Origin of the sequence: uncultured Ferrimonas sp. (assembly GCF_947489035.1) — a bacterium.
In the GTDB taxonomy this organism is placed as follows: Bacteria; Pseudomonadota; Gammaproteobacteria; order Enterobacterales; family Shewanellaceae; genus Ferrimonas.
This window is the reverse complement of the sequence record NZ_CANLCI010000011.1, coordinates 1-15,410: the sequence shown is the minus strand read 5'-3', so window position 1 is coordinate 15,410 and position 15,410 is coordinate 1. Positions and strand designations below refer to the sequence as shown.

Below are 15,410 nucleotides of genomic sequence, written 5' to 3'. Positions count from 1 at the left end.
CGGTCAATCCCGCTAATCTGGATGGCGGCGAGCACGAGGTAGATAGTCACTGCAGGACAAAACCAATATTGTCCACCGCAGGAGATTAGACATGAAAACTCAATATCGGTTGCTCGCCACTTTCATCGCCGCCAGCTTGATGACGGCCTGTAATGACAGCGATAACAACGACAACAGCACGCCACCCGCGCCGGTTAATACCCCGCCGGTGGTGGCAGACGTAAGCGCGCAAACCACCAGCGCCAGCGCAGTGATGATCAACGTGCTCAGCAGTGCCAGTGATGCCGACGGCGACACCCTGACCATCGCCAGTGCCGAGGCCAGCAACGGCAGTGCCACCATCAAAGAGGGTCAGATTGAATACGATCCCAAGGGCTACGTTGGCGCCGACCGCATCCGTTTTGCGATTAGCGACGGCAGCGATGAAACCAGCGCCACCGTTACGGTAACCGTTACGCAGGCAGAGGTTACCCTCAGTTACGTGGGTTCGTCCGCGTGTCAGGGCTGTCACGCCAGCGAATACGAAACCCACCAGCTGCATGGCCACAACTTTAAGATCAGCAAGGTGGAAGATGGGGTTATGCCCAGCTTCCCCTACACCGACGTAAGCGGTGGCATGCAGTTGATCCGCCATCACGATGCCGACGGCAACGAAATTGCCACCATGAACACCTTAGGGGCACCGGATTCTTACGATGACGTAACCTACACCACCGGTGGCTACTGGAAGAAGATCCGCTGGTTTGATAAGAACGGCCACATCGTTACCGGCGATGCCGTGCAGTACAACCTGTATGGCACCCCCTCGGATCAACAGATGAGCGGTTACCACGCCAGCGACGTCGACATGGTCTACAACTGCGGCAACTGCCACAACACCGGTTGGCGCCCTTACACCACCGAAACCTACGAACATCGGCAAGACGATCTGCCCGGCTTTGGCGGCGACTTTGCTTACGCCGGGGTGCAGTGTGAAGCTTGCCACGGCGCGGGTTCCGAGCACATTGCTGGGCCATCGTCGGCCAACATCACCAAAGTGGCCGAACCGCGCAGCACCGAATTGCTGCAAAGCGCCAGCATGGGTTACGGCGAACCGATGCACTGTGCGGAATGTCATACCCGAGATGGTAACCGCGCTGGCGGTGACGCGGGGAACGACTACATCAACGGCTACAAAACCGCCTTCCCTGATGGCGAAGAGTTCGGGGGTCGGATCGCAGCCAAAGGCGGCTTAACCCGTCACCACCAAGGCCACGATGAGTTTATGGGGATCGATCCAGAAACCGGCGAAACCACCAACCCGCACTACAACGCTGGCCTAAGTTGTGCCAGTTGCCACAACCCCCACAAATCCACCGTTAATAAAGACAGCGCCGATGGCAAACACACCAATGCAGTGAAAAGCTGTAACGAGTGCCACACCGAACAGGGCTTTAATGACGGCATGGTGAGCCTGCACGCCAGTTTTGAGTGCACCACCTGTCACATGCCCGAAGTGGTTAAGAACGCCACCAGTCGCGTTACCCGCGCAGGGGTTACCTTCGGGGACGAGATGACTCACGTAATGAACATCGACCTGTTCAGCGACAAGAGCCAGCTGACCGACGATGGCAAGTTTATGAACCCAATGCTTAAAGACGCCTGGGCCTGCGGTGAGTGCCACGCCCCAGGCAGCAAGTTACAAAGCCTAAGCGACAACTACGGCGGCAAGATCCACAAAGCCAAGTAACCCTTACCCTGCAAAAACCAAAGCCGCCCTTGGGCGGCTTTTTCGTTTTTTACCTTGGTGCGTTGGCCGTAGGTTTGATTAGCCGCAGGCGTAATCGAACAATGCTGTGGTGCAGGTTATGGTGTGGATGTCACGTTACGCCAAACAGCGGCTAACGTGACCTACGGGTTTGGCGTGATGGCCGTAGGTTTGATTGGCCGCAGGCGTAATCGAGCCGGATGGTCTGATGGTGCGGCATGGGCGTGGTTGGCCTTGTCACGTTACGGCCTGTGCCAGTTGCCACAACCCCCACAAATCCACGGTCAACCAAGACAGCGCCGATGGCAAACACACCAATGCAGTGAAAAGCTGTAACGAGTGCCACACCGATCAAGGCTTTAATGACGGCATGGTGAGCCTGCACGCCAGCTTTGAGTGCACCACCTGTCACATGCCCGAAGTGGTGAAGAACGCCACCAGCCGCGTTACCCGCGCAGGGGTTACCTTCGGGGACGAGATGACTCACGTAATGAACATCGACCTGTTCAGCGACAAGAGCCAGCTGACCGACGATGGCAAGTTTATGAACCCAATGCTTAAAGACGCCTGGGCCTGCGGTGAGTGCCACGCCCCAGGCAGCAAGTTACAAAGCCTAAGCGACAACTACGGCGGCAAGATCCACAAAGCCAAGTAGCCCTTACCCTGCAAAAACCAAAGCCGCCCTTGGGCGGCTTTTTCGTGTTTTACCTTGCGGCGATGGCCGTAGGTTTGATTGGCCGCAGCCGTAATCGAGCCGGATGGTCTGATGGTGCGGCATGGGCATGGTTGGCTTTGTCACGTTACGGCTTTGTCACGTTACGCCCAACAGCGGCTAACGTGACCTACGGGTTTGGCGTGATGGCCGTAGGTTTGATTAGCCGCAGGCGTAATCGAACAATGCTGTGGTGCAGGTTATGGTGTGGATGTCACGTCACGCCAGATGTCACGTTACGCCAAAGAGCGGCTAACGTGACCTATGGGTTATGGTGTGATGGCCGTAGGTTTGATTCGCCGCAGGCGTAATCGAACATCCGTGCTACGGCTGCAACCAAGCTACAACGGCGTGGGCCCAGCGTTGGCCGTCGTGTTCTTGAATGAAGTGGCCGCCGTGCAGGGTGAGGTGGGGTTGGTTGGCGCAGCCGGGCACCAGTTTTTGGAAGATCTTATCGCCGCCACGGGTCACCGGATCGCCGTCGCTGAAGCACAGCAATACTGGCTTGTGCCACTGCTGCAGCTGCGCCCAGGCCGCACGGTTGTTGCTGTTTTCGGGATCCGTTGGCTGGGTGGGCACCAAGCTGGGGAAAGCGCGGGCGGCGGCTAAGTAGGATTGATCGGGGAAGGGCGCGCGGTAGGCAGCCACCACATCGTCGGCCAAGGTGGCGGTGTTGTGCTGAATTAAGCCGCCGCAAATCGCCCCAGCATCAAACTCTGGCACCGTTAGGGCGTAGTGTTGCCACTTTAAGAACGCCTCTTGCATCGGCAGATCGCCGGTGGGCAGGCCAGTGTTGGCCAAGCTGAGGTGGCTAAAGCGTTCGGGTTGGGCGCTGACCAAGCGCAGCCCCAATAAGCCGCCCCAGTCCTGTGCGATCAGCACCATCTCTTGCAGCTGCATCCCATCCAGCCAATGTTGCAGCCAATCTAGGTGGCGCTGATAGCTGTAGCTGTCGATGTCGCTGAGCTTGTCCGAGCGGCCAAAGCCGATCAGATCCGGCGCCAGCACTCGATACCCCGCAGCGGTCAAGATCGGGATCATCTTACGGTACAAAAAGCACCAGCTGGGTTCGCCGTGCAAACACAAAATCACCTTGCCATCGCGGGGGCCTTCATCCAGATAGTGCAGCCGCAACGGCCCAAACTGGGGATCGTCGATCTGGTGGTAGTGGGGGGCAAAGGGGAAATCCGGCAGATCAGCAAAGCGATGTTCTGGGGTGCGTAAGGTGGCCATGGGCGGCTCCAACAAGAGAATGGATAGCCCCAAACATCCCAAGGCACTAACGCCATTGTTAGGGGCAAAGGTGCCATGGTTGCGGTGATTGGTGCCGAAACAAAAAAAGCGCCCGAAAGGGCGCTTTGCTTGGTTGGGCTGAGATCGTTAACGGCGGCGGCGGATGAAACCAACCAAGATCAGCAAGGCTAATCCGAAACCGTTAACTGCACCGCCGCTACTGCTGGAAGGAGTTGGCGTTGGCGGGGTGGTTTGTTCGGCAATCAAGTTCAGGGTGGCGATCACCGGTAAACTTGTGCCTGATTCGGTGGTTACGATCAGTTCGATGGTGGCGACGGCATCGCTGCTGAGCGCCGGAACCTCGATAGACAGAGTCATGCTGTCGCTGCCGCTTAAGGTCAGCGCGGGGCCAGTCAGCTGACGCCATTGGTAGCTAACGGTTTCGCCGTCGCTGCCGTGGCTGCCTTCGGCACTTAAAGTGGTGCTGGTTGAGGCGGTCACGTCCACTTCAACCGCGTCGCCGCCGTTGATCATCGCGGTTGGGCGGCCTTGAACGGCCACGCTGTCGCTTTGCAAAGACAAGGCGCGTTGTTCGCCCACTTGGTGGCTAAAGCTCAGCGCCAAATCGGTGCTGGCGCTGATGCCGGCGGTGCCGATGCTCAGTGGCAGTTCCACGGCGGCGGCATTGGCGCTGTGCACCAGATCCCAGCTGACTTGGTTGCCATTGATGCTGGCGCCTTCGGCGGCCATTACCTCAAACCCAGCGGGCACCGTGGTGCTGATCTGGTAACGCTTATCCACGCCGCTGGTGTTGGCCAACAGCTGCACGGTGTAGTCGATGGCGGTGCCAGCAGGCACGCTGTCTGCATCCACCTCGACGCTGACATCATCGGCACCACGGTGCAATTCAAACTGCACCATGCCGACGTTTTCTGGCAAATCTGGGTGGGTGCCCATAGTAAAGGCACCGTAGTAGATGTCGCCTTGTGCCATCTCTTGATCCCAGCTCAGCTCAACGCTGAAAGGCTCGTTGGCGCTGATGCTTTCTGGGGCAGAGACGCTAAAGCTTGGCGAGTCTTTGCTGACTTTTGCAACGGCTAAGCTGTGGCTATCTAACGCTTCTGGTGCACTGCCTTGATAGTTGTGCACCACCACCAAATAGGCCCCAGGCACTGGGTTGTCAATCACGCAGGATTCGGCGCTATCGAAACGACCACTGATGCAGGTGAAGTTATCCAATTCAATGGCGGATACCTTGCCATCCAAGTTGAAATCACGGGTGATGTACAGATCCAGATCCGGCGCGTCAGCAGAGCGGATCCACGCTGACAACAGGCGCGTGTCGGCGTTGGTGTGAACTTGAACAACGTGCAGATTTTCTTCAAATTCGGTTGGGAAATTGGTGTTGTCGTCGCCGGTGGTTTCAGCATCGTAAACATCCACTTTGCTGACACCAAACGGCGCCAACTGCAAGGTGTCAGTATCGATGGTGATAAACCCAGGCAAGCTGTGGCTGTCGCTGTCACGATGCACGCTGATGATTGGGCCACGAGCGCCGTCATCCACTTCGGGCAACAGACCGCCGGTGAAGTTGATTGCTGCGGTTAGATGCTGCTGGCCGCTGTCGCTGCCGTTCAGTAACACTCGGCCAAACACCCATTCGCTTTCCAGCGCTTCGGTGGCATTGGCGGTGATGGTGATCTGCTGCGACTGACCGGCGTTTAAGCTGAAGCTGGCTGGGCTGGCGGTTAGGCTGAACCCTTGGGTTTCATAGCTAAAATCGACGGTCCAGCTGCCTGCGCGCTCGGCGGTTACGGTACGAGTCCAGCTGCAGCTAACCACACAATCGGTGGCCGCCAACGACGCCATGTTCAGTGTGGTGGGATCGCCACCGTTGGCCGGATCCGCCGCTTGGTAGTTGGCTTCGGTTTCATCCAACAGCAACCCAGCTTGTACCGCTTGGGTGATTTGGATGCGACCAGCACCGGCATCGAACGGGGTCGACGGGGTTAATTCGCCATCCAGATCGTCGTCGGTGAAGGTGGTGCGTTTGGCGGTGGTCATCAACGCCGATTGCGCTTGCGCTGGGGTCCAGTCTGGGCGCAGGGCTTTGATCAGCGCCAAGGCGCCCGCCACGTGCGGGCTCGACATGGAAGTGCCGCTCATTACCGCATAGGGCGCTGCGGTGTTGGCGCTAAACGGCCATTCGGTGGTGTGGGCAGCCAAGATGTCCACCCCAGGGGCGGCCACATCCGGTGCCAGGACGTTGGCGTAAGGCAAGATCGGGCCACGGGAGGTAAAGGTACCGGCCACATCGGCGTTGGCCATGTCCCGTTCAATCACCGAAGCGCCAATGGTGGCTTGATGATCGCTGCCGCTGCCAAGCCAGTTCAGCAGTTGTTCCCCTTGGGCAACATCCAGCTGAATGGCAGGCAAAACGTGCAGATCGGACTCGACGTTGTCGATGTCGGCATCCACGTTCACCAGCACCAAGCCGCCCGCGCCACCGGCCAGCACGTTACTGCCTTTGTCGACGCGGGCGATGTCGCCACGACGACAAACCACAATTTCGCCGTTGAAGGTGTTGGCGCTAAATTCGCTGTTACAGCTGCCGTCGCCGTAGTTGTTGGCGTCGACAATGGCGGCAGTGATGCCGCTGGTGGCGCCTTTGCCATCCAGGGCGGGCAAGCTGCTGGCGCCGCCGCTGAAGTCAGTTAACTGTTTGTCGCTAAAGCCGCGATCGTGGGTGTAGGCTGCCACGGTGGTGATCCACGGGGCGTTGCCGGGGGTGCCGACGGTTTGCGGATCTGGGCCGCTGTTACCGGCCGACGTCGCCACGTGAATGCCTGCAGCACGGGCCGCCAAAAAGGCGATGGCGTCGGTGCTGTTCCACGGGCTTTGGGCGCCGCCACCCACCGAGTAGTTGATCACATCCACGTCGTTGGCGATGGCGTGCTCTAGGGCGCGGGCGGTCAGCTCTGGATAACAGCCACCATCAACCCCTTCTGGCACACACACCTGATAAGAGACGATGTTGGCGCGTGGGGCCACGCCGCTGATCTGCCCCATAACGAATTCAGCCTGATTGCCGCTGGTGTTGTACATCGGCACGTTGGTCAACGGGTTACCGGCCACGGTCGAGGCCACGTGGGTGCCGTGACCCTGCATGTCCCAACCGGTTTCGATGATCTCGGTGCGGTCAAAATCGGCGTTAGGGCTCGGGTAGAGTTCGCGCAGTTCCGAGTAGCTAACGACCCCAATCAGTTTGTCGTTACAGATGTTGTCGTGGGTTTGGCAATCGCCAAGATAGTTGCCGTCGCCCAGTGGGTTAACGTGTTCATAGCCATCGCTGGCGGTGGCGGCAAAAGAGGGGTGATCGGCGTCGATGCCGGTATCAATGATCCCCACCACAATGCCTTCGCCTTTGCTGGGCAGATCGCTGCCAAGCCCTTGCCAAATTTGGTTGGCGCCGATCAGCTCTGGGCCAGAATCGGTGTGCAGTTGATGGGTGGTGACTTTATCGACCAAGGTAACGCCGTCTTGTGTGGCCAGCAGCTGCGCTTCCGCTTGGCTTAAGCGCATCACAGCGGCATTCAGTACCACCCCATATTGGTGCTCAAACGACAGCGTGCGCCCCAACACCTTGCTTAACTGCTGGCGGCTTTGTTCGCGGCCTTGGGCAATTTGGCTTAGGTAGCTGCTGCTGGCGCGGCTGTTGACGTTAAGACGCTGGTTGGCGTCGTGCATCGATTGCACCCCAGACGCCCGCAGGGTTTGGGCGGCAAAGGCTAACGGTTGCTGGGCAAAGTGGACAAAGTAGCGATCCCCTTGCTGCGCTTTTAACGCCGCTGGCGCCATTGGCGCGATGGGATCCGCTAAAGAATTGGTTGGCCCGTCTGCGGCAATGGCAGAGCAGGAGATTACGCTGGCAAGTAAGGTAAGTCGGAACATCGTTGATTCCTCTTTTATTGTAATTATGTTGCGGGCAGCCACCGCTCGGTGGCTGCCCTATGGCTGTTAGCGACGACGACGCCACATCAGCCATGCCAGCAATGGCAAACCAAAGCCCAAGCTGCCGCTGCTGCTTGAAGGCTGTTCTGCCACGCTGATGGTGGTGCTGGAGGTTGCGGTGTTGGTGCCATCACTGGCTTCAACGGTAACGGTGTATTCCCCTGCCATGGTTGGGGTACCGCTGATGGTCATGCTGTCGGCATCAAAGTTAACGCCCTCTGGCAAGCCAGAAACGGTGTAGGTCAACAGATCGCCTTCGGCATCGCTAAACAAGCCCGCCAGTGACAGGTTCACTGCGTCACCTTCGGTGATGCTGACCGCGTCAAGGCTGCCAGTAACGGTTGGGGCGATGTCGTTGACGTTGCTGATGTTGATGTAAACCGCTTGCTCAGGGGTAACTAAGTTGCCCTGACGAGTTTGCACTTGCAGCATCAGCTGTTGCTGGTTTTCGTAATCAAAGGCAGCGCTGTTAGCGACGATGATGGTGCCATCGGTTTCCACGGTAACTGGGTTGCCAGGAATGGCGCGAGCCAGCTGAAAGTCAACCGCACGCCATTCATCTTCCGTTGGGCCACCAAGGCCAAAGAAGCCGGGGATGTCATTTTCAAGCTGGCCAATCACGGTGCCGTTTTCGATGTTTTCGGCAACATCAAAGTGCTGGTTGGCTTTGACACTGGTGACGGTGTTGCCGGTAGGCTGGCTTTCACCTGCGATGGTTAAGTCGCTGTTTAAGTCCATCAGCAGCATGCCCGATGGCGAGCAACCATCACCGCCGCCTAAGCTTGGGCCACCACAGGCGCCATCTTTTTGGGCGTAAAACATGGCGGACTCGCCTGGGGCCAGCTCCATGCTCATGCTCCAGTCATCGCCTTCCACCCCGTCGGCGCCGATCTTATTCATCCGCAGTTCGGCGGTGCCGTAGCTGGTGGATTCGATCTCCATGCCGCTAAACCAGTCAAAACGGGTTGTGGTGACTTCGGCGCCATATTTCACCGGGTTAAACATGACGATTGGCTCGCCTAAATCGGGAAAGGCATCACGATCGGTGGAGAAGATAAACCCCATCTCTTGGTCAAAGTCCTCAACGCTGTCCACGTCGTGGTGGTACATCTCTTCCAAACAGAACTGAGCCACTACATTGGTGCCGCCGGGCACAAAATAAGCGGGCAGCTTCGATTGCTTGTAACGGGCGGTTGGGGTGGCGTGGTCGTAAGGTTGGTTCAGATCAATGATGGTGGTGACCGGTTGGCCGTTCGCATCCAAGCTGACCCAGCCGTAACCGATGCGATCGCTGTCTTCCACGTAGGGTTGGCCGGCAACCACTTTATCCAGCTCAAGTTGAACCACGATGTCGTTGCTGAAGATGTCGAAGTAGACCACCATTTCGCCCAGCTTATCGAAGTGGTTCGACATGGCGATGTCCATCGGCGCGTGCATGTTGGTGGCCAGCACCATCTTTTTGCCGGAGTCACACTGCTGGGCATCAAATACCCCACCCGCGGCGTGCTTCATGAGGTTGTTGGTGTCGTACTTGCTTTCAGGGCGATTCACCCGCGAATGCATGATTGGCAGCGCCATCATGTTCATGGTGTGGGCGCCAGCGTTGGTGAAGGATTGCTTACGGCCTTCGGTAAACTGGCTCCAAGGCAGGGTGTGGTCGCCGTCGAAGTAATCTTCAAAGGTTTCGAAATGGCGCTTAATTTCGCCTTTGGCGCGGGGCAGTACCGACCAGCCCATGCTCAAGGTTGGCTGGGATTCAGCACTTAACTGCAGGTAGCCGTTAAGCTCCATCTTTTCCCAATTTTCGATGCTGTAATCGTCGGTCTTGGTTAGGGCCCATTGCGGCAGGTTAGCGCCGTCAATTTCCAAGATCATCGGCACGGTAATGGTGCTGTTGGCCGGTACGGTGACCGATGCTGGGTAGCTCCAGTTGATGGCGGCGTTGCCATCGCGATCGGCACCCACTTCCATGCTCAGCTGATAGGTTTGGGCGCTGTCGCTGTAGTTGCGCAGCACAATCTCTTTCATCAGGCGGGCGTTGTTGTCCACCACTTGATGGCCAAAGCTGAGGTGCGGTTGGTTGCTGCCCTGTTCCCACAGCGCCACTGGAGTGGTTAACGCCGCATCGATGTTTTCGATACCGCTGCCGATTTGGGTCACGGACGCCTGTTGGCCACTGCCGTTGCGATTGATGTTGTGATTGGCGGTGTTGGTCAGCAGCGCTTTGATTTCCAGATTGGACAGATCGGCGCGGCTGGATTGAATGATGGCGGCAGCGGCGGCCATGCGGGCCACCGACAGATCGGGGGTATCCAGCGCCGCGACCTGGTCGCCACTGCCGGCTACCGCTAGGGCGTCATCGCTGGCGTAGCTGACCAAATCGGGTTTGATGGTTTGGCTGCCACGTACCGGGCCGTGTGGGCTCCACTCAGCGGTGCTCATGGCGTTGTCGCCGTCGGCCACAATGCCACCTACGGTCAAGGCGTCGTCAGCCGCGCCCATCCAAGCGATGTTGTATTTCGATGGCAAGGTGCCAGCAGCACCGGCGGTGCTCACCACCAATACCCCTTTGGCCGCTGCGGTGGCGACCATCTCAATATCCAGTGACAGTGGCGAGCCTTGGCCTTCGCCTGGCTCGTTGTAGGCAGCAACGTGGTAACCGTAGATGCTGTGGTCAACCATGATGATGTCGGCACCGGCTTCAACCGCGTGCTCAATGGCGTTGGCGATGGTGGGGATGGACGGTACGGTCATCTGCGGGCCATTGCCGTAAGGATCAGACACGCCGGCCACTTTATACGCCATCAGCTCTGCACCTGGGGCTAAGCGGTGCACCAACGACGCCAGCATGGTGCCGCGACCGGTTGGAAATTCGTAACCATTCCAATTGGTAAATTCGAGGTTGCCATCCAACGGGTTCTGATCTTCGCCGAAACCGGCTTCAGTAGCAAAATCGTGACCACCGGTCACAACGGCGGTTGGGAAGCCGTCATAGTCGGTGGCGGCGTTGGCTAAGGCACTGTTGTAGCTGTCTTCGCTGCCGTCACCACCCAACGCAACGTGGGTGTAATCGATGCCGGTAGACAGGATCGCGATCTTCACCCCTTTGCCTGCATCGGCCATGTCGGTCAGCGCTGGCATGGCGGCCATTGCCGCTTGCTGCTGTTGCTGCTGGATGCGTTGGATTGAAGTATCAACCGTGGTGGCTTGCGCGTGGAATTGGCTAAGGGAGGCCACATCGGCGTGTTGCTGCAGCTGCGCGGCAACGGCAGCAGAAACACGTAAATGCAGGCTGTTGGTCAGCTTGGTGTTGCTGGCAACCACTTGCACTTCGGCATCCAAAGAGCGCACGTAAGCCAGCAGGCGTTGCTGCGCTTGCTCGGCAGAGGCATCGCCGCTCTTCCAGCTACCCGGGGTTGATAGCGCCACAATGTAGTCGTTGGTCTGGGTTGCTTGTTCAGCGCTCACGTGCTGTAAACGAGCGTCGGTTTGCTGGCTGGCCAGCAGGGCGGATGGCGCCACCGCTAAGCTCACACACAGTGCCAATTTCGATAGGGTAAAGTGGTTTGTTTGCATCCCTGGGTTCCTTTTGGGTTGGGTATAGGCGCGTTTGATATTGTTATTTTTACGCCGTTAACAGGTTTTACCGTGGCCGTTCTTTGCGGCCTTCATCGTTGATACCGAAGCAAAATAAATTTGGAAAGAAAACCGCATCAGTTGCGCCTCAAGTTATTGTCATTTATTTGTCATTATGTTTTTTATCAATAGCTTAGGGGGTAGAGAAACGCCTATTGTTCTGTGTGATTTATGCACCTTTGCCCTTGGCTTTATGCAATTGAAACTGGCACTGGCGGGGTTGAATATGGTATTCCTGCAAGGCATAAGAACAATAAAAACGGCAAGGATGGGGCCTGAATGAATACCAGTGAGTATCAAGTTGGAGCCTGGCACGTTAGCCCATCACAGCTGCGGCTAACGCGCCAAGATGAAGGCAAAAATCAAGAAGAAACCCTACCGCCCAAGGTGTTTGAAGTGCTGCTGCAATTGGTGCAGCAATCCGGTCAAACCGTCTCTCGTCAAACCCTGATCGACACCATTTGGCAAGGCAATCAAGCGGTGGGCAGTCGTGGCATTACCAACGCCATTTATATGCTGCGTAAGCTACTGAATAACGGCGATGAGGAAGCGATCCGCACCATTGCCAAAACCGGTTATCAGTTGTTGTTGTTGCCGGTGATCGAAATCCCTGCACAAGCCACGGCAGAGCCCGCCGAAGTGCGGCCAGATCCCAGCCTGAAAAAACGCGGCATTACTGGGTTGCTGGCGATAACGTTGGGGCTGTTGGCGCTCTTGATGTGGCAGCGTTGGCCACAAACCACAGAGCGGTTGCCGGAGTACGGCGAAGCCAAGCCCCTAACCTATTTAGAAGGGGTGGAAGAAACCCCTGCGTTGTCGCCCGATGGCCGCTATTTGGCCTTTATGTGGGAACGAGATCGCGAGCCGGGGCGCATTTTTATTCAAGATCTGCAGCAGCCCAGCGCGTCGCTGCGACAAATCAGCTTTGGCAACGAAAATGAATCCAACCCCAGTTGGTCGCCGGACGGCAGCCAGCTGGCTTTTTTGCGCTTAAATGACAGCGGCCAGTGCGATGTGTGGATCAAATCCCTTGATACATTAGAGGAGCATCGGATCACCACCTGCGTGCAAGAACGCTTTCATCACGTGTTGAGCTGGTCGCCCTCTGGCCGCTACTTGGCGGTGGTGGATAAGGTGCCGCAACAAGAGCACAGCGCGGTGTTTTTGTATGATCTCAACAGCCACCAACGGCGTCAGCTAACCCAACCGCAGCAAGGGCAGCGCGACACCCAGCTGATCTGGGCTCATCAAAAAGATGAACTGGCGTTTGTGCGCTCGCAAGGGGCGTATTGGGCGGATCTGCACACGGTGGACATTAATGGCAATGAGCGCCAGCTGACCTTTGACCGAGCCGCCATCCACGGCTTGAGCTGGAGCCGCGACGATCAAAAAATCGTGATCAACACCATGCGCGATGGCGGCCACAGCCTGTGGCAGCTGCAGCTGGATAGCGGCAGCCTGCGCCCGCTGTATCGCGATTTCACTCCGTTCAATATTGTGGCCTTAGCCAAGCCGGATCATTACGCCTTTAGCCGCCACGCCTCGCAAGAATACCTGCAAGGTTGGGCGGGCGAACGCAGCCAAGACATCGATTCCGCAGGCCGCGATCTGTATGGCAACCTGTCGCCCGATGGCGAGCAAATGGCGTTTTTATCCAACCGTTCTGGCCAGTTTGAAGTGTGGCTGGCGGCGCGTGATGGCAGCAATGCGCGGCCGTTGACGCAAAAAGAGGGCTTGGTGGAACTGCCCGCTTGGTCTTTGGATGGGCAGCGTTTGGTGGTGCCACTGGCGGCAACCGACAGCAACTTAAGCCGGATCCTTATGTTTGATCTGGTCAGCGGCCAGAAACGCACGTTGCTTCAAGAGTCGTTCCAGTTCCGTAACCCCCATTGGAGCCCCGATGGTCAATCGCTGTTGCTGGCCAGCAACCGCAGCGGCAGTTGGCAGATCTGGCAGTTAGAACTGCAATCTGGGCAGATGCAGCAACTGACGGACAACGGCGGCTTGTTTGCACGGCGGGATCCCCAAGGGCGGCTGTGGTTTACTCGCCCCAACGAAGCGGGGCTGTGGCTGAAAGAGGGCGATGGCCCCAGCCAACGGGTGATTGATGATCTGGCCAGTGACGATTGGGGCAACTGGGCGCTGACCGCCGACGGGATCCTTTATCTGCACCGCGCCACCGAAGCGGATCAGCTGTTGTTGTGGCAGGCGGGTAAGGTAACGGTGCAACAGACCTTTGCGCGGGGCAGCATCAAAATTAATCGCAGCCTGTCGCGGGATCAGCAAGGCAACTTAGTGCTGACTCGATTAGGGCGGCGCGAAGCCAACATTGTGGCCATCGCCCCGTTGTGATCTAAGAGGGGGCGCTGAACGGTTGGATGAATGCGCTGAACGAACGCCGCCAAACGGCGCGTTAAGCTTGGGATCCACAGGGCAGCAACCCCGGCTGCGGCTTCTATTCAAAGCCGCAGCTTCGCTGTTAACCCTGCATTACTTGTTCGCCACCATCAGCTCGGCGGCTTTTAGCAGCAGTTCTGGGTGGGCACGCACCTTAAAGTTGGGGTTAACGTAAGAGAACTGCACCAAGCCATCGGCATCCACTAAATACGCGGCGGGCGCGGGCAAAATCACCTTACCGTTATCGCTTAGGGTTAAGCGATCGCCCATCTTAGCTTTGTAAGCGATGTTGGTTGCCCCAGATAGGGTGTACGCCAAACCAAAGCCCTTAGTGGCTTCTAAATTGCGATCCGACAACAGGGTGTAATTGCCTTTGCCTTCCCCCTCTTTCAGCGCCTCTGGCGGCTCTGGTGCCAGCGCCAAAACTTGCACCCCCAGCGCATCCAGCTGGGCTTCAATTTGCTTCAATCCCGCCAACTGAGCATTACAGTAAGGGCACCAGCCGCCACGGTAAAACAGCACTAAAGAGGGCTTTTGTGCCAACAGCTTATTGAGCGACAGCAGCTTACCATCGCTGTTTTGCACCTTAATCGGTGGCACATCCATGCCATTAAGCAGCGGCGAGACGGCCTCGGGTTTGTCGGCCACTTGCGCCAACACCGGCAACGCCAGCAGCGCCAGCAGCCCGAACAGTGAAAATCGTTTCATTGTGTTTTCCTTCCTTGTTAATACGCAGTGCAAAAGCAGACCGGCAGGGCGCAGCAGTGCTTTCAACACCGCCGAATTGCGAATTAATTTACTTTAAACGCCAGCATTTATCGCACTAAACGCTGTCAGTGGCGGCCATGCAAGCACAACTATCGATTACCCTGTTGATTAGGATCATGGCGAGGGTGGCCAATTCGCGCTTTGATAGAAAGGCACTCAGATCCCCCTGTTGGGCATGCTGCCAAGGTTGGATATGTCAGTCAGGGCAGGGGCCGCCACGCTGCGGCATCATCAATAAGGAGAGTCAGCATGAACGGATACAACAAAGTATTAATGGCGCTGGATTTTCACAGCGACAATGAGCAGATCATCGTTAAAGGGCAACAGATCTGCGCCGATCATCAAGCCGAACTGCACCTGCTGCACGTGATGGAGCCCATCAGCACCGCCTACACACTGGCCGCGGTCGATTTTGCGAATCAAATGGTGGCGATGAAGCAAACCATTCGAGAAAACGCCAAGCAGCAACTGCTGGATATTGGCGAACGCTTAGGGGTAAGTTCAGAACGGTTACTGCATTGCGAAGGGGTGGCCTCTGATGAGATCCATCGGGCGGCAAAAGAGCTGGATATCGATCTGATTGTAATTGGCACCCACGGCCAATCGGGGCTGCGATCTTTGCTGGGGTCGACCGCCAACAGCGTGCTGCACAATGTGGGTTGCGACGTACTGATGGTGCGATTGAAAGACTGAACCCTCAGCGCCAGCAGTGGTGACCAAACCGTTGCTGGCGAATTGTTGCCCACTTGCACTAATACAGTGGCTTAGGGCTGATGACAGGCACAAATGGCTTGAGTATACTGTCGCCTCGCTGGTGCAACACCGGCACACAATCAGGCCCCTTAGCTCAGTTGGTTAGAGCAGGCGACTCATAAAGAAAAAGTCGTAAAATCATAGCTTTAACTA

General features: G+C 57.2%; 8 protein-coding genes. 4 read left to right on the top strand and 4 right to left on the bottom strand.

From position 1 onward, the window contains the following. Positions 1 to 91 precede the first annotated feature (91 nt). Together Q0796_RS08570 and Q0796_RS08565 are read left to right on the top strand one after the other, a co-directional pair. Complete coding sequence (locus tag Q0796_RS08570; protein WP_298441979.1) at positions 92 to 1,729, top strand: Ig-like domain-containing protein; 1,638 nt, start codon at positions 92 to 94, stop codon at positions 1,727 to 1,729. A gap of 193 nt (positions 1,730 to 1,922) precedes the next feature. Next, positions 1,923 to 2,402 (top strand): hypothetical protein, encoded by a 480-nt coding sequence (locus tag Q0796_RS08565; protein WP_298441978.1) that lies wholly within the window; start codon positions 1,923 to 1,925, stop codon positions 2,400 to 2,402. A 381-nt stretch (positions 2,403 to 2,783) separates the two neighbouring features. Here the strand turns inward: Q0796_RS08565 and Q0796_RS08560 are convergent, their stop codons facing one another. The 3 genes from Q0796_RS08560 to Q0796_RS08550 form a co-directional block, all read right to left on the bottom strand. Further along, entirely contained in the window at positions 2,784 to 3,692 is a 909-nt protein-coding gene (locus Q0796_RS08560) for a haloalkane dehalogenase (protein WP_298441976.1), read from the bottom strand. Between the two features lie 147 nt (positions 3,693 to 3,839). Continuing rightward, positions 3,840 to 7,643: a S8 family serine peptidase gene (locus Q0796_RS08555; RefSeq protein ID WP_298441974.1), complete on the bottom strand. Its 3,804-nt coding sequence runs from the start codon at positions 7,641 to 7,643 to the stop codon at positions 3,840 to 3,842. 66 nt (positions 7,644 to 7,709) lie between these two features. Next, entirely contained in the window at positions 7,710 to 11,279 is a 3,570-nt protein-coding gene (locus tag Q0796_RS08550; protein ID WP_298441972.1) for a putative Ig domain-containing protein, read from the bottom strand. 339 nt (positions 11,280 to 11,618) lie between these two features. On the opposite strand from Q0796_RS08550, the gene Q0796_RS08545 reads away from it, so the two are divergent. Continuing rightward, a complete protein-coding gene (locus Q0796_RS08545; protein WP_298441970.1) occupies positions 11,619 to 13,691 on the top strand; it encodes a winged helix-turn-helix domain-containing protein in 2,073 nt (690 codons plus the stop codon). 138 nt (positions 13,692 to 13,829) lie between these two features. Here Q0796_RS08545 and Q0796_RS08540 read toward each other — a convergent pair whose 3' ends face one another. Continuing rightward, positions 13,830 to 14,444 carry a peroxiredoxin-like family protein gene (locus Q0796_RS08540; protein ID WP_298441968.1) on the bottom strand — a complete coding sequence of 205 codons (615 nt, stop codon included), beginning with the start codon at positions 14,442 to 14,444 and terminating at the stop codon, positions 13,830 to 13,832. 309 nt (positions 14,445 to 14,753) lie between these two features. On the opposite strand from Q0796_RS08540, the gene Q0796_RS08535 reads away from it, so the two are divergent. Next, positions 14,754 to 15,197 (top strand): universal stress protein, encoded by a 444-nt coding sequence (locus tag Q0796_RS08535; protein WP_298441967.1) that lies wholly within the window; start codon positions 14,754 to 14,756, stop codon positions 15,195 to 15,197. The last annotated feature ends 213 nt before the right edge of the window (positions 15,198 to 15,410 follow it).